Origin of the sequence: Neobacillus notoginsengisoli (assembly GCF_003515685.1) — a bacterium.
Classification (GTDB): domain Bacteria; phylum Bacillota; class Bacilli; order Bacillales; family Cytobacillaceae; genus Bacillus_D; species Bacillus_D notoginsengisoli.
This window is the reverse complement of the sequence record NZ_QWEG01000016.1, coordinates 45,535-68,865: the sequence shown is the minus strand read 5'-3', so window position 1 is coordinate 68,865 and position 23,331 is coordinate 45,535. Positions and strand designations below refer to the sequence as shown.

General features: G+C 43.3%; 31 protein-coding genes. 4 read left to right on the top strand and 27 right to left on the bottom strand.

Going from position 1 to position 23,331, the window contains the following annotated elements; translation table 11 throughout:
• Positions 1–363 precede the first annotated feature (363 nt).
• Positions 364–585, bottom strand: coding sequence for a hypothetical protein (locus D1B31_RS20430; RefSeq protein WP_118923907.1), 222 nt, complete (start codon positions 583–585; stop codon positions 364–366).
• 147 nt (positions 586–732) lie between these two features.
• Between D1B31_RS20430 and pdaB the strand changes: the two genes are divergently transcribed.
• On the top strand, positions 733–1,485 hold the full coding sequence (gene pdaB, locus D1B31_RS20425) for a polysaccharide deacetylase family sporulation protein PdaB (protein ID WP_118923923.1): 753 nt from the start codon (positions 733–735) through the stop codon (positions 1,483–1,485).
• 62 nt (positions 1,486–1,547) lie between these two features.
• Here the strand turns inward: pdaB and D1B31_RS20420 are convergent, their stop codons facing one another.
• A complete protein-coding gene (locus D1B31_RS20420; RefSeq protein ID WP_118923905.1) occupies positions 1,548–2,234 on the bottom strand; it encodes a KinB-signaling pathway activation protein in 687 nt (228 codons plus the stop codon).
• Between the two features lie 191 nt (positions 2,235–2,425).
• On the opposite strand from D1B31_RS20420, the gene gerD reads away from it, so the two are divergent.
• Positions 2,426–3,052: a spore germination lipoprotein GerD gene (gene gerD / locus D1B31_RS20415; protein ID WP_118923903.1), complete on the top strand. Its 627-nt coding sequence runs from the start codon at positions 2,426–2,428 to the stop codon at positions 3,050–3,052.
• A 44-nt stretch (positions 3,053–3,096) separates the two neighbouring features.
• Here gerD and D1B31_RS20410 read toward each other — a convergent pair whose 3' ends face one another.
• From D1B31_RS20410 to D1B31_RS20395, 4 genes are all read right to left on the bottom strand, one after another.
• Positions 3,097–4,155 (bottom strand): P-loop NTPase, encoded by a 1,059-nt coding sequence (locus tag D1B31_RS20410; RefSeq protein WP_118923901.1) that lies wholly within the window; start codon positions 4,153–4,155, stop codon positions 3,097–3,099.
• 198 nt (positions 4,156–4,353) lie between these two features.
• Positions 4,354–5,004, bottom strand: coding sequence for an N-acetylmuramoyl-L-alanine amidase CwlD (gene cwlD, locus D1B31_RS20405; RefSeq protein WP_118923921.1), 651 nt, complete (start codon positions 5,002–5,004; stop codon positions 4,354–4,356).
• 147 nt (positions 5,005–5,151) lie between these two features.
• Positions 5,152–5,595, bottom strand: a complete 444-nt coding sequence (locus D1B31_RS20400) for a YbaK family protein (RefSeq protein ID WP_118923899.1) — start codon at positions 5,593–5,595, stop codon at positions 5,152–5,154.
• Positions 5,596–5,750: 155 nt separating this feature from the next.
• Positions 5,751–6,674: a DsbA family oxidoreductase gene (locus tag D1B31_RS20395; protein ID WP_118923897.1), complete on the bottom strand. Its 924-nt coding sequence runs from the start codon at positions 6,672–6,674 to the stop codon at positions 5,751–5,753.
• 154 nt (positions 6,675–6,828) lie between these two features.
• On the opposite strand from D1B31_RS20395, the gene D1B31_RS20390 reads away from it, so the two are divergent.
• Positions 6,829–7,389: a TetR/AcrR family transcriptional regulator gene (locus tag D1B31_RS20390; protein WP_118923895.1), complete on the top strand. Its 561-nt coding sequence runs from the start codon at positions 6,829–6,831 to the stop codon at positions 7,387–7,389.
• 85 nt (positions 7,390–7,474) lie between these two features.
• On the top strand, positions 7,475–7,978 hold the full coding sequence (locus D1B31_RS20385) for a CarD family transcriptional regulator (protein WP_118923892.1): 504 nt from the start codon (positions 7,475–7,477) through the stop codon (positions 7,976–7,978).
• A 57-nt stretch (positions 7,979–8,035) separates the two neighbouring features.
• Here D1B31_RS20385 and D1B31_RS20380 read toward each other — a convergent pair whose 3' ends face one another.
• The 21 genes from D1B31_RS20380 to D1B31_RS20285 all read right to left on the bottom strand — a co-directional run bounded on the left by D1B31_RS20380 (position 8,036) and on the right by D1B31_RS20285 (position 23,289).
• The gene (locus tag D1B31_RS20380) at positions 8,036–8,458 is read right to left on the bottom strand and encodes a MarR family winged helix-turn-helix transcriptional regulator (RefSeq protein ID WP_240035364.1); all 423 of its coding nucleotides are present in this window, start codon (positions 8,456–8,458) and stop codon (positions 8,036–8,038) included.
• Between the two features lie 244 nt (positions 8,459–8,702).
• Positions 8,703–10,217 carry an allantoin permease gene (gene allW, locus D1B31_RS20375; RefSeq protein WP_240035363.1) on the bottom strand — a complete coding sequence of 505 codons (1,515 nt, stop codon included), beginning with the start codon at positions 10,215–10,217 and terminating at the stop codon, positions 8,703–8,705.
• A gap of 248 nt (positions 10,218–10,465) precedes the next feature.
• Entirely contained in the window at positions 10,466–11,188 is a 723-nt protein-coding gene (locus D1B31_RS20370; RefSeq protein ID WP_118923890.1) for a glucose 1-dehydrogenase, read from the bottom strand.
• A gap of 147 nt (positions 11,189–11,335) precedes the next feature.
• Positions 11,336–12,601 carry an amidohydrolase family protein gene (locus D1B31_RS20365; RefSeq protein WP_118923888.1) on the bottom strand — a complete coding sequence of 422 codons (1,266 nt, stop codon included), beginning with the start codon at positions 12,599–12,601 and terminating at the stop codon, positions 11,336–11,338.
• Positions 12,602–12,666: 65 nt separating this feature from the next.
• A complete protein-coding gene (locus D1B31_RS20360) occupies positions 12,667–13,422 on the bottom strand; it encodes an SDR family NAD(P)-dependent oxidoreductase (RefSeq protein WP_118923886.1) in 756 nt (251 codons plus the stop codon).
• Between the two features lie 296 nt (positions 13,423–13,718).
• The gene (gene rpsI, locus D1B31_RS20355) at positions 13,719–14,111 is read right to left on the bottom strand and encodes a 30S ribosomal protein S9 (protein WP_118923884.1); all 393 of its coding nucleotides are present in this window, start codon (positions 14,109–14,111) and stop codon (positions 13,719–13,721) included.
• Positions 14,112–14,129: 18 nt separating this feature from the next.
• Positions 14,130–14,567: a 50S ribosomal protein L13 gene (gene rplM, locus D1B31_RS20350; RefSeq protein ID WP_118923882.1), complete on the bottom strand. Its 438-nt coding sequence runs from the start codon at positions 14,565–14,567 to the stop codon at positions 14,130–14,132.
• A 253-nt stretch (positions 14,568–14,820) separates the two neighbouring features.
• Complete coding sequence (gene truA, locus D1B31_RS20345; RefSeq protein WP_118923880.1) at positions 14,821–15,567, bottom strand: tRNA pseudouridine(38-40) synthase TruA; 747 nt, start codon at positions 15,565–15,567, stop codon at positions 14,821–14,823.
• Positions 15,568–15,578: 11 nt separating this feature from the next.
• A complete protein-coding gene (locus tag D1B31_RS20340) occupies positions 15,579–16,376 on the bottom strand; it encodes an energy-coupling factor transporter transmembrane component T family protein (protein ID WP_118923878.1) in 798 nt (265 codons plus the stop codon).
• Positions 16,373–17,239, bottom strand: a complete 867-nt coding sequence (locus D1B31_RS20335) for an energy-coupling factor ABC transporter ATP-binding protein (RefSeq protein ID WP_118923876.1) — start codon at positions 17,237–17,239, stop codon at positions 16,373–16,375. The genes D1B31_RS20340 and D1B31_RS20335 overlap by 4 nt, the downstream gene beginning before the upstream one ends.
• Entirely contained in the window at positions 17,215–18,054 is an 840-nt protein-coding gene (locus tag D1B31_RS20330; protein WP_118923874.1) for an energy-coupling factor ABC transporter ATP-binding protein, read from the bottom strand. The genes D1B31_RS20335 and D1B31_RS20330 overlap by 25 nt, the downstream gene beginning before the upstream one ends.
• A gap of 677 nt (positions 18,055–18,731) precedes the next feature.
• Positions 18,732–18,869: a hypothetical protein gene (locus tag D1B31_RS24470; RefSeq protein WP_158587629.1), complete on the bottom strand. Its 138-nt coding sequence runs from the start codon at positions 18,867–18,869 to the stop codon at positions 18,732–18,734.
• 9 nt (positions 18,870–18,878) lie between these two features.
• The gene (rplQ, locus tag D1B31_RS20325) at positions 18,879–19,241 is read right to left on the bottom strand and encodes a 50S ribosomal protein L17 (protein ID WP_118923872.1); all 363 of its coding nucleotides are present in this window, start codon (positions 19,239–19,241) and stop codon (positions 18,879–18,881) included.
• Between the two features lie 59 nt (positions 19,242–19,300).
• Positions 19,301–20,245 carry a DNA-directed RNA polymerase subunit alpha gene (locus D1B31_RS20320; RefSeq protein ID WP_118923870.1) on the bottom strand — a complete coding sequence of 315 codons (945 nt, stop codon included), beginning with the start codon at positions 20,243–20,245 and terminating at the stop codon, positions 19,301–19,303.
• Between the two features lie 171 nt (positions 20,246–20,416).
• Positions 20,417–20,806, bottom strand: a complete 390-nt coding sequence (gene rpsK / locus D1B31_RS20315; protein ID WP_048823030.1) for a 30S ribosomal protein S11 — start codon at positions 20,804–20,806, stop codon at positions 20,417–20,419.
• A gap of 22 nt (positions 20,807–20,828) precedes the next feature.
• A complete protein-coding gene (gene rpsM / locus D1B31_RS20310; RefSeq protein ID WP_118923868.1) occupies positions 20,829–21,194 on the bottom strand; it encodes a 30S ribosomal protein S13 in 366 nt (121 codons plus the stop codon).
• A 24-nt stretch (positions 21,195–21,218) separates the two neighbouring features.
• Entirely contained in the window at positions 21,219–21,332 is a 114-nt protein-coding gene (rpmJ, locus tag D1B31_RS20305) for a 50S ribosomal protein L36 (protein ID WP_000868344.1), read from the bottom strand.
• A gap of 37 nt (positions 21,333–21,369) precedes the next feature.
• Positions 21,370–21,588 (bottom strand): translation initiation factor IF-1, encoded by a 219-nt coding sequence (infA, locus tag D1B31_RS20300; protein ID WP_118923866.1) that lies wholly within the window; start codon positions 21,586–21,588, stop codon positions 21,370–21,372.
• The gene (locus D1B31_RS25145; protein ID WP_338036497.1) at positions 21,581–21,721 is read right to left on the bottom strand and encodes a hypothetical protein; all 141 of its coding nucleotides are present in this window, start codon (positions 21,719–21,721) and stop codon (positions 21,581–21,583) included. Before D1B31_RS25145 ends, infA begins: the two co-directional genes overlap by 8 nt.
• A gap of 171 nt (positions 21,722–21,892) precedes the next feature.
• On the bottom strand, positions 21,893–22,639 hold the full coding sequence (gene map, locus D1B31_RS20290; protein ID WP_118923864.1) for a type I methionyl aminopeptidase: 747 nt from the start codon (positions 22,637–22,639) through the stop codon (positions 21,893–21,895).
• Complete coding sequence (locus tag D1B31_RS20285) at positions 22,636–23,289, bottom strand: adenylate kinase (protein WP_118923862.1); 654 nt, start codon at positions 23,287–23,289, stop codon at positions 22,636–22,638. The genes map and D1B31_RS20285 overlap by 4 nt, the downstream gene beginning before the upstream one ends.
• Between the last annotated feature and the right edge of the window lie 42 nt (positions 23,290–23,331).

Here is a 23,331-nt window from a genome sequence, read left to right as displayed (position 1 = left end):
CGTTCGTCCTGAGCCAGGATCAAACTCTCCAAGAAAGAGTATGAGTTTAGCTCATAAAGTTACGTTGGCTAGTGATCCGAAGATCACTATATTATTGTTTGTTGACGCTTGTTTGTTTAGTTTTCAAGGAACAAGACTTTTTTGAAAAAATCTTAAAACCTTGTGGCGAGCCGAGAAATTGATTCTCTAAACTCTTTGGCACATAAGTGATGTCGCTCAATCGCGACTTTTTAAGTATAACACAGTGCCAACCTCAAAGTCAATAGCTTTTTTCAAGGTTGCTAGGTTGCCGTCTAACAGCAACGTTTATTACTATATCAACATAGAAATGCAAAGTCAACAGTTTCTTTTTTGAAAAACCAACTATTTGTATCTAGCCTTTTTGCGCATGTATTTAAGGCAATCGCCAGGCTGGGCTATTCTCCTGAACAACGTAAATAATACGCTGTACCGGTCCTCCATAGCTTGTTTTGCTATAGTGTCAATTCTATCATCTTCCAGGTCAAATAGGATTTCTTCCATTTCCCTTTTAACCAGGTATTCAATTTCCTTTACTTCTTTCTCATTTATAAGCAAACCGAACATCCATTGACCACCTCTGAGTAAAACTTTGTCATTATACTTTCCAGATCATTCAAGATGTATGTAAAGCGAGAGATGATTTTTATTCATACTTTCTGCCTGAAACACATACATTTAGGACAAGGAACAGGATGGACGGGGGTCATGAAGGTGAATTTTTTTGTTGTGTTAAATGGAAAGAGAATGAAACAAATTGTTCTCATAATCGTCTCCGCGTTTTTCACTGCATGGATTGTTTACATGGAAAATTTGGTTCAAGTACCCGTGTTTTCCACTAAAGAAGGGCCTAAAGCGGTTTATAAAGGAGAAAAGGATATTGCCCTTACCTTCAACATCGGCTGGGGAGATGAAAAGGCAGCCCCGATTTTGGATGTGCTCGAAAAGGAAAATGTTAAGTCCGCCACCTTCTTCCTGTCCGGCGCATGGGCAGAACGCCATCCCGATTTGGTGGAACGAATTGTAAAACAAGGATTTGAGATAGGGATTCTAGGATACGGATACGAGGACTATACTTCCATAGAAGATACGGAAATAAGAAAAGACCTAGCAAAAGCGCAAACGGCTTTTGGGAAGTTGAATATAAAAAAAATTACGTTGATCCGGGCTCCAACTGGGCATTTTGATAAAAGGACCTTAAAAATTGCCGAACGGTTCGGTTTTACCGTTGTCCACTGGAGCATTGACTCTGAGGATTGGACCAATCCCGGAGTGAAGAAAATTCTTACAAACATCAATAAAGCGGCTCCGGGAGATATCGTGCTTCTCCATGCTTCAGACTCCGCCAAACAAACTGCTAAAGCACTCCCCGATATTATAAAAGGGTTGAAAGGGAAAGGACTTAATTTTGTAACGGTATCGGAAATGATTGCAAATGGGAAAGCTAAATCGGAAGAAGTCAGATAATGAATGGGATTTGTCACCCCTAAGGTAAAAGTCCGTCCCTCGTTAAAAAACAAGCCGTCCAATTATCGGGACGGCTTGTTTCGTTTTTTCTTTTTTGCTGACGTTTCTACCACTGGTTTAGATCTCTCTTGAAGCCTCTTTCGTTCTTCCAAAGATTTTTCATTTAGCTTATGAAGAACTAAGATTTGATACGCATTACAGACAAGCAGCGGGACCAACATCAGATAAAACCAACTGCCTTCATTTACCCTGAGAATCGGTACCCACTCCAACACTGTTCCAACAACCATAAAGAATAAAGCCGGGATAAATGCTTCTTTATTGGTCAGGCTCATCTTTCGCCACGCTACAAGGAGACCCGCACCAAGAACAATCAATGCGGGGACAAAATACGGCAGCAGCCCCTCTCCTTCTTTTGCAAAAGCAGTATATCGTAAATATATAAGATCAAATAAGACAAACGCCACAATCACTGTCTGTACACTGTTCCAAAGCTTGGCTGACTTAAAAATCCCCAGTCCAAAGCGGTGGACAGTCAAATAGGCAAAGAAGCCCATTTGGCTTAAAAGGCTGAAAATAAACCCTATTCCAACAAGCCAAAATAGGACTGATAGAATCTCCACGATATCCAATTTCGAAAATAACGGGGAAAATTCTCCCCAACGAACAATAAAACCTGTGATAGCGGTTGTAATTGCTCCGAGCATCAATGTGTTAATAAATAATTTTACCCAATTTCGGCTAGTCACTATTTTTCCCCCAGCATTGCAAAATTGCATTCTATTTTCTCTAAAATAAGGACGCCTTTTGACAAAAGTCGCCACACTTCATTGTACCAACACGAACTCGAAAAATCCAGGCATTCTCTTTAGGCGAATAAATGATAGAAGTTTTCTTCATTCTAAGAGTAAGCGCCAATTTTTGAAGGGAGTCTGTTGGGATGAAGAAGAAATTTCTTTTGCTGCCAATTGGTCTGGTTGTCATGATGACTGCCTGTGCAGGCGGGACAAACCAGGTTGAAAGCAAACTCAATTATGAAGAAACAAAAAAGATGCTTGTTGATATTCTCCATACAGATGATGGCAAAAAAGCGATCCATGAAATCATGACAGACGAAAAGGTCAAAAAAGAATTTATTTTGGATCAATCAGCAGTATCGGATACTGTTCAAAAAACATTAACCTCGAAGGAAGGGGCCGACTTTTGGAAGGAATCCTTAAAGAACCCAAAGATTGCTGCAGCTCTTGCAAAAGGGATGAAAACGGAGAATGAAACCCTTTTAAAAGATTTAATGAAAGATCCGGAGTATAGAACAATGATGATTGAGGTGTTTAAAGAGCCTGAAATGCAAAAAGAAATGGCCGATGCCTTAAAGAGCAAGGAGTTTCGAATTCATCTCCAGACTGTCATCGCTGAATCGATGCAAAGTCCTTTATTCAAGGCTGAGATGCAGGAGCTGCTTTTGCAGGCCGCCAAGGAGGCTGTTGCCAAACAGGGAAAGAGCGGGCAAGGCGGTAAAGGCGGAGAAGGAGGCGGAGGGAATAAAGGGAGCGGCGGTGGGTCTTAAAAAATGAAAAGCCTCTCCGGATTAAATTCGGGAGAGGCATTTGTTTACTTTTCAAGAAGGCCGATCACTTTATCGGCAATTTGCAGGTAAATGCCGCCAAGCTTCTCTTCTTCCTGGTAGACAGATGGGGCGAAATCTTCTTCATCCCAGTCTGGCTGTCCGAGCGGAAGCTGTCCAATGACTTCAGTGTTTAGGGCCTCGGCAAGACGCTCGCCGCCTCCTTGGCCGAATATATATTCACGTTCACCTGTTGATTTGCTTTCAAAGTAGGCCATATTCTCAATAACACCTACTATTTCATGGTCTGTTTTAAGCGCCATCGCCCCTGCTCTTGCTGCGACAAATGCGGCTGTAGGGTGCGGTGTCGTCACGATGATTTCCTTACACGAAGGAAGCATTGAGTGAACATCAAGCGCCACATCGCCTGTTCCCGGCGGCAAATCGAGAAGAAGGTAATCCAATTCGCCCCAATTCACTTCTTCAAAGAAGCTGTTGAGCATTTTGCCAAGCATTGGGCCGCGCCAAATGATCGGAGAGTTGTCCTCCACGAAAAAGCCCATTGAAATAACTTTTACACCAAATCGGTCAACCGGTAGGATTTTATCATTCTGAACAGCCGGACGCTCGGTTATGCCCATCATGTCCGGAACACTGAATCCATATATATCTGCATCAATTAAGCCTACCTTTTTGCCAAGACGCGCCAATGAAACAGCCAGGTTAACCGAAACTGTCGACTTTCCAACTCCCCCTTTGCCGCTCGCAATGGCAATAAAGGTCGTTTTGCTGCCCGGAGATAACAGTCCCTGGTCGCCAGATTCTGCCGTAGCAGATCGATGCTGAGCCAACACTTCATCTGGAAGCTGGCCGAAGCGAAGCCCGACTGATGCGGCCCCGCGGCTCTTTAAAGCGTTCACAATTTCTGTCTGAAGCTGCAGCTGTTCCGCAGTCCCAGTCTTTGCGATCGCAATTTTCACACTGACATGGTTCTTTTCTTCCTTAACTTTTATTTCCTCAATTGCATTTAATTCACCCAGCGATTTATGTAAAAATGGCTCCTGTAAACCGCTCACTACTTCACGCACAACTGCCTCTGTAATCACCTAGAGCACCTGCCTTATTGGATTAATATTAACTGCCCTTAGAGCCTTGCATGTCTATATATTATAGCATACCAGTCTTCCATGCTGTTAACTGGCGCACACCTCTACATCTTTTTCAAAGTTTTGTCTGATTTGTGTTGACTTCCGCTTCAATCAACACACAATTGAAAAAAGGGATGCCCAGGCACCCTCTGTTTGTTATTGCGTAAAATATCTAATGATACCTTTATAGATAGAGGCGGCGACCATTTCCTGGTACGAATCTCGCTTAAGACTCTCTTTTTCAGCCGGATTGGACAGGAATCCTGCTTCTACGAGCACTCCAGGTTTTTGGGCATTCCGGAGGATATAAATACTCTCTAAGGTTTTGGCTTCCCTAGTCGTGTTCTCGAGATTGACCCGCAACTCTTTCTGTATCAGCTTTGCCGCCTTTTTATTTTCTTTTCGATTTGTACTGTAGAAAGTCTGCGCTCCGCTCCACCTTGATGAGGGGATGGCATTCAAATGGATGCTGACAAACAAATCAGCTTTCGACTCATTGATCATTTTTAGCCTTTCCTTCAAATCCGCTGTCTTTCTACGGCTAAGCCCCTTCATATCGACCGGCGCTAAATCTTTATCGGTTTCCCGGGTCATGATGACAATTGCCCCCTGCTGCTGGAGGAAATCACGCAGCTTTAGTGAAATATTTAAAGCAATATCTTTCTCCTGGGTCGGCCGGACCCCCGCCCCGCCATCTGCGCCGCCATGACCAGGATCAAGAAGGATGACCTTTCCTGTTAGGGGCAAATTCCATGTATTCCAGGAAAAGTTCTTGGAAAAATCATATTGGATGATAAAGAATAACATGATAAGACCCGCTGCAAAAGCAGTCCTATTCAGCCTTCGTTTCGACACTCCGTTCAGCCCCCTGCCCGTCCTATTCCCTTTCACTATATGGTTTGCAAAGGGATTTTAGAACAAGGAAGGAACTGTTGGTTCGCGCTAAAGGCTATTTTAATGAAGACGCAGCTTTTGACGGAGCCGTCCTTTCTCGTAACCGTCAAGCCACCACGTCCTGACATACTGCTCGCAAGTAAGATAAAGCGATTCGCTGTAGATCCCATCATCCCCTCCTCCCCAATAGAGGAGGAAGTTAAATAAAGTATCAATGAGATGGGATTCCTCAGCTTCACATCGACTAAGAATCGAGTCCAAGTCCTCACCGACAAATCCAAACTTGCTGAAATTCGCACCGAGCAAAAAGGCTTCCAGCGCCACATCATAGCAAGCTTCCTGAATACCCGGGTTTTGAAAAAGGCCCGCCTGAAGCCTGACGGAGCCGAAGTAATCCTGAACTCTTTTCTTCAATACATTTATGGATAACTCCCTAAGAACTGAACGTTCGTATTTTATCTGTTTCTCACGTCTTTTTTCCGTAAATGAAGTAATGACATTCACACGCTTTCACCTCTTACAGCTAGTCTTTAACTGCAGCGCGGTGAGAATACAAGCTTGCCCGCTGAATCGTTTTCCAATTTTGCAACCAATTAGCATCCGTTTATAGGCAAAAGGAAAGGCAGGCCTTTTCCACCAGTAAGGCCTGCCTCCAGTCATTATTTGCTTTGAAGATACATCTCACTAAGAATTTCTTTTCGTTCAAAATCTTCTGGATCCAGTTCTCTCTCCACAAATGGAAGGACCTCTTTTTTATCCAAATCATACATGACTTCGATTTCTTTTGAAAATAACCTTCGGCCGTCCTTTAACATGGCTGAAAGTGCGGGCTGTGTGTCAGGCTTCAGATTTTCCTTTTTTGATAGGACTTGCTTTAAACCATCTGCATAATCTTGGAATGATCGGGCGCCAACTATTTTCACACCCTTATTTTCCTCGTTTACCATAATGATCGTCGGAAACCCTCTTACGCCTAAACTTCTGGCTAAAGCGAAATCCTCATTTAATAACTGTTGGGCATTATCGCCTGAGGCTTCTTTTACTATTTCGGCTCCTTCGAGGCCCATTTGATTGATAAGTTCTATTAGGACATTTTTATCTGCAATATTTTGATTGAAAACGAAAACAGCTTCCCTGGCTTTTCGCAAAAAGTCGTCAGCCAGTTGCTGGCTTTTTAGCTGGATGATTTTATATACCCGAGAAGGTGGATAAGACGAATGAACAGGATTATCAATCCAGAGCGAACCGTCAATCGGCATCCTTGATTGCTCTCCTACTTCCCTCCAGTGCCCGGCCACATCAGAAGCTTTACTGATCCCATTGCTGACATCCGCAAAACCTTCCCAGCTTTCCAATAGTCCTCCCATGACTGTTTTTACGTTAAAATACTGCCCATATTGAGCAATGAACCTCTGCAAGGCGGGCTCCAACGCCCAGCAATGTGAGCAGATCGGATCTGTGACATAATAGAGGGAAATAACTTCGGTTGGTTTTGAAAAATCAATAAGACCCATTTCTTCCTCTCCAGCCGGGCCACATAGGCCAGTCTCCAAATCACAAACCATGTTGTTTTTATCCGTCATTCTAATCACCTCTAATTTATTTTGCTAACCTATATGTTGTACAATTAAGTTTATAGAGCATTTGCTGCTTACTCAATGGCCAGAAAAAGCTTTTCATTGCTTAAGCAACACATTCGCAAAACTGTCTAAAAAGGTGAAAGGATGGGCTTTGATCATGACAGAAACACAAACAGACCCGCGAGTCCTTCGTACGCGAAAGTTGATTATGGAGGCGTTCATTGATCTATCCGGTAAAAAGGAATTCAAAGATATTACCATTAACGATATTACAGCGGAAGCGACTGTTAATCGGGCGACGTTTTATAATCATTTTGCTGATAAATACGAATTATTGGAAAAGGTATTATCTGAAGTGCTCCTGGTGAATTTCGACTCTCAAGTCCTTTCCCAAAACGAACTGAACGAAGAAGTCATAACAAGCATTTTTACGTCGATCACCAACTTCCAGTGCTCTTTATCCCGCCGTTGCCACCGGGGATATGAGGACACAATCGGCAAAATCATCATGAACCACCTTGAAATCATCTTTTTGAAAATGTTTTTAAAACAGCATCCAGATGGTGATGAGGAGGCCTTACGAATTGGCGCGCTCATGCTAAGCTGGGGAATTTACGGCGCGTCCCTCGATTGGCAAAACAAAAGAGACATAACGCCTGAAGAGTATATAAAAATGGCTCTGCCTTTTATTCAATCTGGAACAGACTTTATCTCCTAATACCTTCCTCAAAAGTCAACCAAGTTGACAATTTTTGTTTCTTGCGTTATACTAAAGTTAGTTGACATAATATTGGAGGTAATAAATGTTCAATATAGGAGATCTCGTTATCTATTCCGGACATGGCATTTGTAAAATTGACGATATTAGCGATAAAACGGTTTTAGGGATGACAAGGTCTTATTATGTATTATACCCAATTGAGAATAAAAATCAGTTAACCATTAGTACACCTGTTCAAAGTGATAATCCAGCGATGCTTGAACTAGTCGGTAAAGAAGAAGCGGTTGAACTACTGGCATCCTTTAAAGATAAAGGGATAAAATGGATTAACAGCCATCATTCGCGGCGCAGGAGATATGAGAATTTGATCAATGGCGCCGACCGGCAAGAAGTCGCGGACATTGTCAATACGCTGATTAGGAAGAAAATTGAACTAAAGCGTGACGACAAACAGCTTTATAAACAGGACCGCAAACTTTTAGATTATGCAAAAAGTGTGCTTTTTAAAGAATTGGCTATTTCATTAGACACGAGTGTCGAGAAAATTAATAAACGAATCGTAAACAAGATAAAAAAAGCTAGCTAACAAAGACCCCCCCTTCTTTGACGAATTTATTTTTGTCAAAGAAGGGGGGGTCTTTTTTTATGATCTGATTTTTTCTATATCCCAGTCCAGCTGTAATAGCTCTTTAAGCTTGTTTACCTGCTCCATTCCTATCGTTTCTGCAATTTTATTTTCTAGCTGGGCTTTAAGGTTCATGTTCTTTTCGTAGCATTCTTCACCTAAAGCGGTTAGCTGAACACACTTTTCTTTTTTATTGTTTTCTACATTATTAATTTCAACTAATCCTTTTGCAGACAGATTTTTTAAAAACTTATGGATCGCTTGACGTGAGATATCGACATTTTTTGTCACATGTGAAATGGTCGGCTGCTTTTTATAAATCCTGGCCATAATAGACCACTCGGAATTCGAAATAGATAGATCACTTTGATCATTCCATACGTTCTCCGCCATTCTCCGGACCAAAGTATGACGCTCACTCAACAAATCGATAAGGTCCATATTTTGTAATTCAGAGCTTCGAATCAAGCCATTCACTCCTATCCAATTTTCGCTCCTACTATACATAACCTCACCATTGAATGTCAACATTGTTTACATCCACCGGCCATATTAAGAGGCTATGGATGAATCATAGTAAAAATGGCAACGTATAGTTGCCAAAAGGAAAGAGCTAATCATTTTTTTGATTAGCTCTTAAAACTCTTTACTGATTTCCTTTTTTAACCCGATTAAGTTAATCCCACTACTTCAAAGGATTATTTTTTTGCAAAAAACTAACGAGAATACCATACGAGACAAATGCTGTTGCAAAACCGCTAATCCAGGAAATAGAGGTTAACCCTGAAAGGAATGGGATGAAGTTACCGCTTAGAGAGACTACGGCTCCAAGAATCGTTGCGATATATGCATTCGTGTTAATTCCGCCATATTTATTTACAGCTTTCGTATCTCTCGTATCATAATATAGTTCGTTGAGATTAATCTCTTGTTTTGCAACGATGTAAAATTGATAGATCATTACGCCTGACACAGGACCTAAAATGGCACCGATTCCGTTCAAAAATGTATAAATACTATCAGCATTCTCCATTAGCTTCCATGGCATAATTAAGAAACCGATACTGCTTGAGATTATTACACCTCTTCGGTAATTAATCCATTTAGGAAAAAGTGCAGTTAATTGGTATGCAGCTGGAGTGATATTAGCAATCGCATTTGAGTTAACAGTGATCAACAATAAAATGAGCATGGCAAGAATGATTGCCGGTAAACTATCCCAATGGTTGATGACGTTTAACACATCCCATTGTTCAACTCCATAGTGAATCGAACTACCAATCAAAATAGCAATACTTGTAAAGGCGAAAATAATGTACCCAATGATTAAACTCAATGCTTGTCCAAACATTTGATCCTTGTTCGACTTGGCATTTTGCGTAAAATCAGCAACGCTCGTCGCCGGAGCTGCCCAAAACGCCAACACAGCATTGATAATCATTAAATAAGCAAATACAGGGCTTATATTTCGGGTTGTTCCATCAATTGCATGGCTTAAAATATTGCTAAAGCCGCCACCTACAATGACTCCCCAAACGCCCATGGAGATAAACAGAACATAAATCAAGAGCATTAACACTGTATTAAATTTATTTAAGAAACTGCTTCCACTAATGCCAATGGCAACATTCGCTAGCCAAAAGACGGTAAAAGCGATTAGTCCGGGCATACCAATCCCAAGAAAAGTAGCGTTTCCGCCAATCTCTAAAAATCCGGGCCATAATTTGCCAACTATGATAAGAAGCGCCTGCGATCCTACAAAGGTTTGCAAGCCAAACCAACCTATTGCGACTACGATGCCTCTTAAAAAGCCCGGTAATTTTGCTCCAGTCTCACCGTAAGTAGCTCGCAATTGCATTGAAAACGGAATACCGTACTTTGAACCCGCTTTTCCGTTAAAAACCATAAACGCCGCAGTAATAATTGCCCCTAAGACTAAAGCAACCATTATATTAAGCGGAGCTAAACCTAAAACTAAGAAACCTCCAACTGCAGCATAGTTTGGAATATTATGCAAGTTACCCATCCACAAGTTGAAGTAGTTAAAAATGCCCATATTTCGATTGTCTTTCGTTTTCGGTAATAAATCTTCATTCGTGTAACCTCTTGACTTGAATAATTGAACCTGTTCTTGAGTTACCCGAATATCTTCTTGATTCATATCGAATTCTTGAGTGGCCCTAATCTGTTCCAGCCCCATATTAAGCTGCACCTCCAAGAGGATAATATATTATTTTCGTTTATCAATAAAAGCTGTATTAACAGTAAAAATGCAAGAGTAACCAAATTCTTCAAAAATTCAACAACTGTTTTACCCCCATCCAAAACAGGACGGGGGTATACGTCTTGGGAGTCTAAAACATGAAGACTTATTTTAATCTTAGTATTCCCATTTAAGTATGGACTCAAAGAATGGGTTAAACGTTTTCAGAATTTAGTTATTAAAAATCATTGAGCAGTAAATCCACCATCTGCAACATATTCGGATCCAGTTGTGAATGTAGACTCATCTGAAAGTAAATGTAAAATCAAATAGGCAATTTCTTCAGGTTCTCCAGCCCGCCCTAAAGGAGTAGCCTTTTTAACCTCATCGAATATAGGCTGGCTCGTATTTATTCCACCAGGATGTACAGAATTAACGCGAATATTAAAATCAGCTAACTCAAGTGCGGCGACTTTCGTCATCCCTCTTACCGCAAACTTGGATGCAACATAAGGGATTAGATTTCTAGACCCAACGATACCTGAAGTGGAGGATATATTTACAATTGAACCCCTGTTCGCTTTTTTCATAGATTTTACGACAGTTTGCATCCCCTTAAAGACACTATATTGATTAAGAGCAATAATTTTATAAAAGTCTTCATCAGTTACTTCTTCTAGTGGAACAATTTTACCAGCAGTTCCAGCATTATTTACAAGCCCCGTGATTGGTCCGAATGTATCCTCAGCCTTGTCAACGACAACTTGCCACTCATCTTTATTCGTTACATCATGTTTAATAAAAATGGCGTTTTCACCAAGTTCCTCGGCTACTTTCTGACCCTTTACTTCATCAATATCCGTTAGGACAACCTTTGCTCCTTCTTTTACAAACAATCTTGCATTCGTTTCTCCCATACCATTAGCTGCTCCGGTAATAAGGACCACTTTCCCTGCTAATCTGCCCATATCTGTTCCCCCTTGCTTATTGATGAAAAGAGAACCCCTTTCGATAAACTAGACGAAAGAAAGGAGTTCTCCCAACAGTTCATGACAAATAACAAGTACGATCTATTAAAACAAATCTCCTACCCAAAAAGGAGCGGTTTACATTTTTTAATCTTCCATTAAGACAGATGCCATTGTACGTGTTAAATCATTTTGAACAATGATTTCCCCACGTTTAATAACATAACGAATTAAAGGTTGATCGTTGATTAAATTGCTAATATCATCACAATCATAGATATTTAAATCAGCATTCTTACCAACTTCTAATCCGTACGTATCAGAAATCCCTAATGCTTTCGCCGCGTTATAAGTGACCATATCCAGAACTGCGCGACGTTGATCCGCAGAGCCCATTTGTTGCGATACTTGCAATAAATAGCCTACAGCGATTAAATCGGCGTTGCCAAATGGTGTAAAAGCATTCCGAATATTATTTGAAGAATAAGCAATATTGACTCCATGCTCCATCATAGCCATTACCGGCGCCATACCACGGGGAATATTTTTCCTCTCAGTCCGGCCAGTCATAAACATATCCGTTACTGGCAACGGAACGATGGTGACTCCTGCTTTAGCGATTTTATCAAAAATAGGTGCGGCTACTTCTGGATCAAGGGACCCTAGCGTTGTAACATGTCCTATTGCAACTCTGCCCTGATAGCCTCGTGCGATTGTCATATCGCAAATTAATTCGATACATGTATTTTGTGGATCATCGGCATTCGTACCAAAATCCGCGTGCATATCGATAGGCAGGTTGTATTTTTCCGCCAAATCAAAAACAACTTCTAATTGTTTTTTTGTATCTTCCATTGTTTTCTCACTATAAGGGCAGCCACCAACGATGTCGGCGCCCATTTTGATGGTTTCTTCCATCATTTCCAACACGCCTGGAGATTGAATGATGCCTTCTTGAGGAAATGCCACGATTTGCATATCTAGTACATCTTTAAATTTTTCTTTTAAATGTACAAGCACTTCTACTCCAAGCGTTTTCTCATAAGGATCCACATCCGGTTGCGCCCTCATGATAGTGGTTCCGTTTAAAATCGACCATCTTAGCACTTTTTCAGCTCGTTTTTTTACATCTTCAAACGTATATAATTTCTTTAATTCAGCCGTATTCTTCAATGCTTCCTCTAATGTACCTGATTTATTAGGTTTACGGTCTTCAAGAAATGCTTTGTCAGGATGGATGTGACTTTCAATTAGTGATGGTAAAACAACATTGCCTTTTGCATCAATCTCTTTTGAGTTATTATCATTTTGAATGTCAGTGGCGATTTCGGTAATTTTTCCTCCACTGATTTTGATATCTTTAAGAGCTTCACCATCTTTGATATGTGCTCTTCGTATGATTAAATTACTCACAGATTAACCTCCTTTGATCTTATTCCTGTCTCTAAGCCGGGATAAATTTTGCAGGAAAGAAAGAATTAATGAATGGATTGTCCACCATCAATTTTCATTTCAACCCCGTTGATATGATCCGCTTTGTCACTTGCTAAATAGGCGGAGAAATAGGCAACTTCTTCAGGGCGGCCAATACGTCCAGATGGAATAGCGGCCACTTGGCGAACTGCTGCAGGATGTTCTTCATCAATTGCATAACGAACCATCGCAGTATCAGTCAGCCCCGGGCAGAGTGAAACAGCGCGAATGCCTTTTTTCGCATAGTCGAAAGCTAACTGCTTCGTGTATCCAACAACAGCATGCTTGGAAGTAATGTAGGCTGCGTCTCCTACCCCTGCAATTGTTCCTCCAATTGAAGCAATATTGATAAAGGTTCCTTTTCCTTTTTCAAGCATATGTGGCAAAAGCGCATTTGTTAGCAAATAAACACCTTTCACGTTTATAGCCATGAGCCTATCCCACTCTGCTTCAGTAATATCAAGAGATGCTTTAAAGTCTGCCAAAACAGCTGCATTGTTCACACAAATATCAACCGTTCCGAACTCTTCAAGAGCTTTATTCACCATATCTTGAACTTCTTCTTTATTTGAAATGTCTGCAACAATACTAAGTGCAATTCCTTTAAGATCTTTAATTAGTTGCTCTGTTTGTGCTAACCCTTCCGCATTCACATCATTAAGGATGACTTTCGCACCTTCTTTTGCATATTCAATTGCTTGTGCTCTCCCTAGTCCTGATCCTGCGCCTGTAATGATTGCAACTTTATCTTGTAATAACATAATGATCCTCCCAATCCCCAAAGGAATTTTTATTTATTTTATTTCTCTTTAACTGTAAGGCAAACATCATTAAAAAATCATAATTAATGAAACGCTTACATTACAAAAACATTAAAAAAATATGAAAATACATGTGGTTTCCTCGAAAATGCATAAAAAAACCATTAAAAAGAGTAATTGGAACCTTTCAGAAAGTCTGCATAAATATTGTCCTCAACTAGTTGTAAAGGAAAAATAAAAACAGGCTATCCCACAATAGCGGGATAGCCTGTAAACGTTGATAGTTTTTATGAAGATTAACGCTTAGAGAACTGAGGAGCTCTACGTGCGCCTTTAAGACCGTACTTCTTACGCTCTTTCATACGAGCGTCACGAGTAAGTAGTCCTGCGCGCTTCAGCGTTGGACGATATTCCGGATCAGCTTGCAGCAATGCGCGTGCAATGCCGTGGCGGATTGCGCCAGCCTGGCCAGTATAACCGCCGCCTTTAACGTTAACAAGAATGTTGTAGCTGCCAAGAGTTTCAGTCGCAACTAGCGGCTGCTTTACAACTTCACGAAGTGCTTCAAATGGAATATAGCTTTCAATTTCACGTTCATTGATTAAGATTTGGCCATTGCCTGGTACGAGACGTACGCGGGCAACAGAGCTTTTACGACGGCCTGTGCCGATATATTGAACTTGTGCCAAGTTAATACCCTCCCTTTATTATCCGCGAAGTTCGTAAACTTCTGGTTTTTGTGCTTGATGCGGATGCTCGCTGCCTGCATATACGTGCAGCTTTTTGTACATTTGACGGCCAAGAGAATTCTTTGGAAGCATGCCTTTTACAGCAAGCTCGATCATTTTCTCAGCATAGTTTGTACGCATTTCAAGTGCAGTCCTTTGCTTAAGGCCGCCTGGGTGGTTAGTGTGGCGGTAGTAAATCTTATCATGCAGCTTGTTGCCTGTAAGAGTTACTTTAGAAGCATTTAAGATGATGACATGGTCACCAGTGTCAACATGCGGTGTGAATGTTGGTTTATTTTTACCACGTAGAATTGATGCAACCTCGGAAGCTAGGCGTCCAAGAGTTTTGCCTTCAGCATCAACTACGTACCATTTACGCTCGATAGTATTGGCATTCGCCATAAACGTTGTACGCATGGGTTTCCCTCCTAATTAAATCCAAAAATGTTAGTTTGCGCATCATTCGGCTTTTTAGTACCCGCTCTGTTCCGGGAGCGGTACTGGGCTTTTTTTGCGCATATCAAGGTCATGTTCATATATTTCTAATCACGATGAAGACTTTCCGGGGCTTTATCGTGGGATTAAAATACACACATATGATATATTAAATGCTTAGAGGCCAGATGTCAAGAAAATATTATACACCAGGTTTAGTTGTTTTCAAAGTTTTTCAGTTATCCCCGTAAAACACTTCCCACAAATACAATCCATGCGCTGGCGCGGTTTTTCCCGCCAATTTCCTATCCCGCGCTTCTAATAGCGCAGGCATGTCCCCTGAATGTCTTTCCCCTCTTCCCACTTCAAGCAGCGTTCCTGTCAGGATTCGCACCATATTGTATAAAAATCCATTCCCCTTAAAAGTTAGGACAAGGCCGTCTTCTTTTTTTGCAAAAGAAATTTCTTCAATCGTCCGGACCTTATCGATGACTTCGGTTCCTGATGCGCAAAAGCTCGAAAAATCATGTGTGCCGCTTAAATGCCCGGCTGCATCCTCCATTGCCTTTAAATCCAGTGAGTAAGGGAAATGGAAGGCATAATTCCGTTTAAACGGATCCCTATGTTTACCAAAATAGAGAAGATAACGATACTCCTTCCCTACGGCATCGAATCTGGCATGGAAGCCGGGGTCAGCCTTTTCAACCGTAAGAATCGAGATTTCCCCGCTGATCATCGAATTCAGCGCAACGGGCCAGCGGTCGACTGGAATGGAAAGTGGCGAATCGAAATGAATGACCTGGCCCTTTGCATGGACCCCAGAATCCGTCCGGCCGGAAGCGGTCACATTGACCGCTGTTCCTTTATGAAGCTTCGCCAAGGCGGCTTCAAGCTCGCCCTGGACCGTGCGCTTGCCGGGCTGGACCTGATAGCCGGCAAAACCTTTTCCATCGTATGAAAGAATGCATTTATAACGCTGCATGATTTCCTCCCTCAGGATCGCAAGAGTACGAGGACAACAGCCATCAGCAGAAGAATGCTAAGCTGAAGTGTATCGGCTGCCTTCCACCGCAGCTGCCGGAAACGTGTACGGCCTTCACCGCCCCTGTAGCCTCTCGCCTCCATCGCAGTCGCTAGATCCTCGGCTCTTTTAAACGAACTGACAAACAACGGAATTAATAATGGAATGATTGCTTTTACCCGATCCTTTATTGGCCCGCTTGCAAAATCCACGCCCCTTGCAGTCTGAGCTTTCATAATTTTGTCCGTTTCCTGCATAAGTGTCGGAATGAATCTGAGCGAAATCGACATCATCAATGCCATTTCGTGTACGGGAAACCTTATCTTCTTAAGCGGATTTAAAAGAATTTCAAGCCCGTCGGTAATCTCGATCGGTGTTGTAGTCAGAGTCAGCAGCGACGTGACAAGAATGAGAAAGAAGAATCGCATGGAAATGAAAATCCCCTGCCTGATCCCTTCTTCATAAATTTTTATAAAGCCGAGGTCGACGACGACATCCCCTTCCTTCGTCAGGAAAAGGTGGAGAAGCAACGTGAACACGACAAGGAACAAGATCGGCTTGAGCCCTTCCAAAAGAAACCGGATTGGAATTTTCGACAAACTGAGCAAATAAAATGTATAGATGCCAAGCAATCCATAAGTGAATAAATTATTCGCGATAAAAACTATACAGACGAATGAAAAAACGAGAAGGAGCTTGGAACGAGGATCCATTCTATGAATTGGCGATTCCGCCGGAATATATCTCCCGAAGATCATTTTTTCCATCATAGACGGCCGCCCCCTTCGTAACGGGCAATCGCCTCAGAAAGGTCTTCTATTGTCAAATACGTCCTCCCCAGTTTGGCCCCCACCTTCTCTTCCCACTTAAGCTGAAAACGAACTGCTTCCGGTACATCGAGGCCGAGCGAAACAAGTTCAGCCGGATTGGAGAAGATTTCTTCGGGTGTACCAGTTTTGACCGTCCTGCCTTCCTGCAAAATAGCAATTTTATCTGCGTATTTCGCAGCATCTTCCATGCTGTGTGTCACCAGTATGGTCGATAGGCCCCTATCCTGGTGAAGCTTGTAAAACATGTCCATGATTTCTTTCCTTCCGCGCGGGTCAAGGCCTGCTGTCGGCTCATCTAGGACTAAAACCTCCGGCTCCATTGCCAGTACCCCGGCAATCGCCACACGGCGCATTTGCCCGCCTGACAGGTCGAAGGGGGATTTATGCAAAACTTCCTCACTAAGGCCAACTTGTCCGATAGCAATTTTCGCTCTTTTCCTAGCTTCCTCTTCCGGAACACCGAAATTCATTGGCCCAAAGCAAATATCCTTTTCAACGGTTTCCTCGAACAGCTGATGCTCCGGAAACTGAAAGACAATCCCGACCTTTTGGCGGATTGCCTTCAGGTTCTTCTCCTTCTTCCCAGCCCGGATTTCCCTGTCCCCAATAGAGACACTTCCGGAGGTTGGCTGGAGGAGCCCGTTTAAATGCTGGAGAACGGTAGATTTGCCGGAACCCGTATGGCCGATGATCGCCAAATAGGTCCCGGTTGGGATATCGATGGTGACACCACTCACAGCCACCCTTTCAAAAGGCGTACCCGCTTGGTATTTGTACTCTATCTCTTTGAGTGAAATGTCCATAATTCCCTCACCAACTCTTCTTCAGACAAATAGTTTTTAGAAAGATTGATTCCCTTTTCTATCAAAGCCTTCCCCATTTTGACGGCAAATGGAATATCGAGCCCGAGGGAAACAAGCTCCTCATCAAGAGCAAATATCTCATCCGGGGTCCCTTCCCGGTAAACCTTGCCCTGGTTCATGACGATGATCCGATCTGCTTTTGCGGCTTCATCAAGGTCATGGGTAATAGATATAACGGTTAAGGATGCTTCTTCTTTTAGCAGCCTGACCGTTTCGAGCACTTCTTCCCTTCCTCTCGGATCGAGCATGGACGTCGCTTCATCAAGGATGATAATGGACGGCTGAAGTGCGAGAACCCCGGCAATCGCTACCCGCTGCTTCTGTCCTCCAGAAAGATGGTGCGGCTCTTGATTCAGAAACTTTTCCATCTTTACCTTCGCCAATGCTTCCGGTACTCTAACGGCCATTTCCTCTTGTGGAATGCCGTTGTTTTCCAAACCAAAAGCCACATCATCTTTAACAGTCGTCCCAACAAATTGGTTATCGGGATTTTGAAAAACCATCCCGATCTTCCTGCGGACATCCCAGACTGTTTTTTCATTAAGTTGTATTCCGCCAACTATAATATTCCCCTTCTGAGGAAATTGCAGGCCGTTGAGCAGCCTGGCAAGTGTCGACTTTCCCGAACCATTATGGCCTACAATGGCAAGCCATTCACCTTCATAAACATTGAAGCTCACATCCTGGACCGCATACCGGTCGCTGGAACTATACTGGAATGAAACGTCATTAAGACGAATGATTTCTTTTTTCATTCTGGCCATCCTCCCCTCAGCTCATCTTATCTCTTCTCTGCTTTTAGTTGATTTGCGCTCCACAAAGGAAAGCTTCTAAGATTAATCATCGCAGGGACAGGCGGTTTTTGCCTGTCACGAGGCACTTCGCTTTCCGCGGGGCGTCATTGGAGCCTCCTCGGCGCTAGCGCCTGCGGGGTCTCCACCTTGCCGCTTCAGCCCGCAGGACAAATAACTTCCCCGAATAAGCTTTGCACGAAGAAAATGCGATAGCACAAAGGAAAGCTTCCGTGAATTCGCATCGCAGGAATTATGCGATAGCATAATTCACGATTTTCGAGGAGTCTTCGTGCCTTCCGCTTCAATCAAAACAGTAAATGCCCCATAATGCAAAAAAAGCCTGCACCCCGCCCCCCTTCAGATTTCACAATCTGATGAATACAGGGTTTCTTTTAAGAAATGGGAGGGGTGCATGAGCTAGACGGGACAGGAAAGGAAGACAGAGTAAGTTGCCCGGTCCTGTCATCCTCCGATTCTCATCGGTGTAAATCTAAGTGGCCGGTTATCGAAAAACGATATTCCTGCCCATCGTAACGCTCTTTTTGGCTTGTTGCGGTTTACCTATTTAACTGTCAAGCTGGCGTCAAGCCGCCTTCGCTTTTTTTTAATCCAGCTGCGGCGGCTAGGGGCTCGGGGTCTTAAGCCAATCCGGCAAGAAGGCAAAGAACGCCTTCTGGCCGGCTCGTCTTAAGCCTGTCGCCCCTGTTCGAGCCGCCTTCGCTTTTTTTGTAAAAAAGGCAAGAAACAAGTTTAATGGACCCGTCCCTTGCCTTCATTACGGTGTATTATACTAGCTCAATGATAACCATTGGTGCACCGTCGCCGCGGCGTGGACCAACTTTCATGATGCGAGTGTATCCACCCTGACGCTCTTCGTAACGTGGAGCGATGTCAGCAAACAACTTCTGCAATGCATCTGTGTTGTTTTCAGCATCAGCTACCTCATTGCGGATGTAAGCTGCAGCCAGGCGGCGTGCATGCAAGTCTCCGCGCTTTCCAAGAGTAATCATTTTTTCTACAACCGAACGCAATTCCTTCGCACGTGTTTCAGTTGTCTGGATACGTTCATTAATAATTAGGTCAGTTGTAAGGTCACGAAGCATTGCTTTACGCTGGGCGCTTGTGCGGCCTAATTTTCTGTATGCCATGAAGGGTTCCCTCCTTTGTTGAAGTCAGTTAAGGCTGAGGATGGCTTTAGCTGGAACGTTTAGTCGTCCTTACGCAGGCCCAAACCTAGCTCTTCTAGTTTCGCTTTTACTTCCTCTAATGATTTACGGCCAAGGTTACGTACCTTCATCATGTCCTCTTCGGTCTTGTTGGCAAGCTCCTGGACAGTGTTGATTCCCGCACGCTTCAAGCAGTTGTAAGAACGGACCGACAGGTCAAGTTCTTCAATCGTCATTTCGAGGACTTTTTCTTTTTGGTCTTCTTCTTTTTCGATCATGATTTCGGCATTTTGCGCTTCATCAGTCAGACCAACGAAGATATTCAAATGCTCGGTCAAGATCTTTGCCCCAAATGCAATGGCTTCCTGGGGTCCGGTGCTGCCGTCTGTCCATACATCCAGAGTCAGTTTATCGTAGTTGGTCATTTGGCCAACACGAGTATTCTCCACTTGGTATGAAACACGGGAAACCGGAGTATAGATTGAGTCAATCGGAATAACGCCGATTGGCTGGTCTTCCCTCTTATTCTGGTCAGCAGGCGTATAGCCGCGTCCCCGCCTTGCAGTCAAACGCATACGAAGATGTCCGTTTGATCCTAATGTAGCAATATGCAAATCCGGGTTGAGGATTTCAACATCACTGTCATGGGTGATATCGGCTGCCTTTACCTCGCCTTCGCCTTGTACATCGATTTCAAGCGTCTTCTCTTCATCGGAGTATATTTTCAATGCGATTTTCTTAATGTTCAAGATTATGGATGTAACATCCTCAACGACACCTTCAATTGTTGAAAACTCATGAAGCACACCATCGACCTGAATCGATGTGACTGCGGCACCTGGGAGTGAAGATAGTAGGATACGACGTAAGGAGTTACCCAGAGTTGTACCATATCCACGCTCAAGTGGCTCTACGACGAACTTTCCGTATTTGGCATCATCGCTGATCTCAACCGTTTCGATTTTTGGTTTTTCTATTTCGATCATCAAATATACCCTCCTTCAAAACGTCGAAAATCCGGCCGGTTTTATGTCCAACCGAAATTCCCCCATGTATTCGTCCCTGTTTGTGCACAACAACTGGAATATTGATTCTGCATGAACGAAAATAGTATCATATCCCATTATAGACATGGATACAATTTCTATACAGAAAAATTAAACACGGCGGCGTTTTGGCGGACGGCAACCATTGTGCGGAACCGGAGTCACGTCTTTGATTGCTGTTACTTCAAGTCCTGCAGCCTGAAGGGCACGGATGGCAGCTTCACGTCCGGCGCCAGGGCCTTTTACAGTAACTTCAAGTGTTTTCAGACCATGTTCCATAGATGTCTTAGCAGCTGTTTCTGCAGCCATTTGCGCTGCGTATGGAGTGGATTTACGGGAACCCTTAAATCCAAGCGCACCTGCACTTGACCAGGAAATAGCATTACCATGTACATCGGTGATTGTCACAATTGTATTGTTGAATGTTGAGCGAATATGAGCGACACCCGCTTCGATATTCTTTCTCACACGGCGTTTGCGAGTATTAGTTTTACGTGCCATTTTTAAGTACCTCCTTTACTGATTACTTCTTCTTGTTCGCTACAGTTTTACGTGGGCCTTTACGCGTACGGGCATTGTTCTTCGTGTTTTGTCCACGAACAGGCAAGCCTCGGCGATGGCGCAAACCACGATAGCTACCGATTTCCATCAGACGCTTAATGTTAAGTGAAACTTCACGGCGAAGGTCACCTTCAACTTTGAGCTTGTCAATGATCTCACGGATTTTGTTCAGTTCGTCTTCAGTCAAATCGCGAACGCGAGTGTTTTCAGAAACACCTGCTTCAGCAAGAACCTTCTGAGCAGTGTTTTTACCAATACCAAAGATGTAAGTTAAAGAGATTACCACGCGCTTTTCACGAGGAATATCTACACCAGCAATACGTGCCATAAAAGATTCGCACCTCCTTTTAAATTAGCCTTGTTTTTGTTTGTGTTTAGGGTTTTCGCAAATAACCATTACTTTTCCGCGTCTGCGGATAACTTTGCACTTTTCGCAGATCGGTTTTACAGATGGTCTGACTTTCATTATCCTAACCTCCTTAGCAGTACGGAGTGCAATCGGCCTATTTGAAGCGGTAGGTAATCCTGCCGCGTGTTAAGTCATATGGGGATAGCTCCACTGTTACTCTATCGCCAGGCAGAATTCTGATAAAGTGCATACGGATTTTGCCTGAAACATGGGCAAGGATCGTATGGCCATTTTCTAATTCTACCTTAAACATGGCGTTTGGCAAAGTTTCAATTACTTTACCTTCAATTTCAATTACATCATCTTTAGCCATCGAATTCGTCTCCCTTCTCTTGATCGGACAGGCATTCATTTAAGAACCTTGTAAGTGCGAAACGCAATTTTCCATTTGTTACGCAGCCTGTTTCCATGATACTGTTATTAACTTCTGGAGCTATGCGGTCCAATAGTTGGAGATGTCCGATATTCTTTCACTTTGGACGATTACTTTATCGCTTTTCGCCATCAGCCACCAGAACAAATTGATCATCAACCAACCCTATAATTATAACATATTGGTCGGTTTCGCGTCCGCTTTTACGAGTGCAAGCTGTCCGGGTACAGGACGCGAGATGCCATCACAGTTTTGTGAGGATCTCAAAGCCTGTTTCCGTGATTGCAATTGTATGTTCAAAGTGGGCGCAATTCTTACCGTCAAATGTTACAACTGTCCAGTCATCAGCCAGCGTTTTTACATACCGGCTGCCCGCATTTACCATCGGTTCAACTGCCAGTACCATTCCAGGCCTGAGCCGCGGGCCTTTATTGGGCGGTCCGTAATGTGGAACCTGGGGATCCTCATGTAAGTCTTGCCCTACTCCGTGCCCTACATACTCGCGCACGATGGAAAAACCGTTTTCCTCCACGTACACCTGTATAGCATGAGATATATTAGAGAGACGCTCGCCTGGTTTAGCCTCCTCAAGCCCTTTGTAAAGGGATTGTTCTGTCACTTCCAATAAACGTGCTGTTTCTTCGTCTATTTTGCCGACAGCGTAGGTCCAGGCCGAGTCACCGTGATAGCCGTTGTATTGGGCTCCGATGTCGATGCTGATGATATCCCCTTCATTTAAAACCCGGCCGCCCGGTATGCCATGCACGAGCTCTTCATTGACTGAAGCGCAAATGCTTCCTGTAAAACCGTTATAGCCTTTAAAAGAGGGAATCGCATCGTGCTTGCGGATAATTTCTTCTGCAATACGGTCAAGTTCCTTCGTGGTAATTCCAGGAGTAATATGTTTTTTCAATTCCTCATGGGTCAATGCCACGATCCTGCCCGCTTCCCGCATAATTTCCAGCTCACGAGGCGTTTTACAAATGATCATTCATTCAAGCCCCCAAGCAAATCTTCAATGTCAGCAAAAACCGCAGAGATTTCACGCTGGCCGTCGATATTGCGCAAGTAGCCCTTTTCAGAATAATAATCAAGCAAAGGCTTGGATTGTTTGATGTTCACATCGAGCCTGTTTTGCACTGTTTCAGCATTGTCATCCGCTCTTTGGTAGAGCTCGCTGCCACAGCGATCACATAAGCCTTCACGCGAAGGAGGATTGAAAACAAGGTGGTATGTGGCACCGCAGTTTTTACAAATACGGCGGCCTGTCAGGCGTTCCATCAAAATGGACTGATCGACCTCAATATTAAGGACATAGTCAATTTTTTTGTTCAGCTCTTTAAGCATACTTTCAAGCGCTTCAGCCTGAGGAACCGTCCTTGGAAATCCGTCCAGCAGAAAACCTTTTTCGCAATCACCCTTGCTTAACCGCTCACGAACAATGCCAATTGTCACTTCATCAGGGACGAGAGCCCCTTCATCCATGAATGCTTTTGCTTGTAATCCCAATTCCGTGCCTTCCTTCATCGCGGCGCGGAACATATCTCCGGTGGAAATATGCGGGATGCCATACTTTTCTACAATTTTTTCAGCCTGGGTCCCTTTACCGGCACCAGGCAATCCCATTAATACTAAGTTCATGCGTCTACCCCCTTGGGGATTAATGGTATTAGGGAACAGCTG

Bases quoted from the DNA above. Each gene is read 5' to 3' on its own strand.
- rpsM (WP_118923868.1), bottom strand. From the start codon at position 21,194: ATGGCACGTATTGCTGGTGTAGATATTCCTCGTGAAAAGCGCGTGGTA.
- rpsK (WP_048823030.1), bottom strand. From the start codon at position 20,806: ATGGCACGTAAAACTAATACTCGCAAACGCCGTGTGAGAAAGAATATC.
- allW (WP_240035363.1), bottom strand. From the start codon at position 10,217: ATGGGGCTGGAACAGATTAGGGCCACTCAAGAATTCGATATGAATCAA.
- truA (WP_118923880.1), bottom strand. From the start codon at position 15,567: ATGCAGCGTTATAAATGCATTCTTTCATACGATGGAAAAGGTTTTGCC.
- D1B31_RS20340 (WP_118923878.1), bottom strand. From the start codon at position 16,376: ATGATGGAAAAAATGATCTTCGGGAGATATATTCCGGCGGAATCGCCA.
- map (WP_118923864.1), bottom strand. From the start codon at position 22,639: ATGATCATTTGTAAAACGCCTCGTGAGCTGGAAATTATGCGGGAAGCG.
- D1B31_RS20285 (WP_118923862.1), bottom strand. From the start codon at position 23,289: ATGAACTTAGTATTAATGGGATTGCCTGGTGCCGGTAAAGGGACCCAG.
- rplM (WP_118923882.1), bottom strand. From the start codon at position 14,567: ATGCGTACAACGTTTATGGCGAATGCCAATACTATCGAGCGTAAATGG.
- D1B31_RS20335 (WP_118923876.1), bottom strand. From the start codon at position 17,239: ATGGACATTTCACTCAAAGAGATAGAGTACAAATACCAAGCGGGTACG.
- infA (WP_118923866.1), bottom strand. From the start codon at position 21,588: ATGGCTAAAGATGATGTAATTGAAATTGAAGGTAAAGTAATTGAAACT.
- D1B31_RS20430 (WP_118923907.1), bottom strand. From the start codon at position 585: ATGTTCGGTTTGCTTATAAATGAGAAAGAAGTAAAGGAAATTGAATAC.
- gerD (WP_118923903.1), top strand. From the start codon at position 2,426: ATGAAGAAGAAATTTCTTTTGCTGCCAATTGGTCTGGTTGTCATGATG.
- D1B31_RS24470 (WP_158587629.1), bottom strand. From the start codon at position 18,869: ATGAAGGCAAGGGACGGGTCCATTAAACTTGTTTCTTGCCTTTTTTAC.
- D1B31_RS20380 (WP_240035364.1), bottom strand. From the start codon at position 8,458: ATGGACCTTATCGATTTGTTGAGTGAGCGTCATACTTTGGTCCGGAGA.
- D1B31_RS20360 (WP_118923886.1), bottom strand. From the start codon at position 13,422: ATGTTATTACAAGATAAAGTTGCAATCATTACAGGCGCAGGATCAGGA.
- D1B31_RS20320 (WP_118923870.1), bottom strand. From the start codon at position 20,245: ATGATCGAAATAGAAAAACCAAAAATCGAAACGGTTGAGATCAGCGAT.
- D1B31_RS20385 (WP_118923892.1), top strand. From the start codon at position 7,475: ATGTTCAATATAGGAGATCTCGTTATCTATTCCGGACATGGCATTTGT.
- D1B31_RS20390 (WP_118923895.1), top strand. From the start codon at position 6,829: ATGACAGAAACACAAACAGACCCGCGAGTCCTTCGTACGCGAAAGTTG.
- D1B31_RS20370 (WP_118923890.1), bottom strand. From the start codon at position 11,188: ATGGGCAGATTAGCAGGGAAAGTGGTCCTTATTACCGGAGCAGCTAAT.
- D1B31_RS20330 (WP_118923874.1), bottom strand. From the start codon at position 18,054: ATGAAAAAAGAAATCATTCGTCTTAATGACGTTTCATTCCAGTATAGT.
- rplQ (WP_118923872.1), bottom strand. From the start codon at position 19,241: ATGGCATACAGAAAATTAGGCCGCACAAGCGCCCAGCGTAAAGCAATG.
- rpmJ (WP_000868344.1), bottom strand. From the start codon at position 21,332: ATGAAAGTCAGACCATCTGTAAAACCGATCTGCGAAAAGTGCAAAGTT.
- cwlD (WP_118923921.1), bottom strand. From the start codon at position 5,004: ATGTTATTCTTTATCATCCAATATGATTTTTCCAAGAACTTTTCCTGG.
- D1B31_RS20395 (WP_118923897.1), bottom strand. From the start codon at position 6,674: ATGACGGATAAAAACAACATGGTTTGTGATTTGGAGACTGGCCTATGT.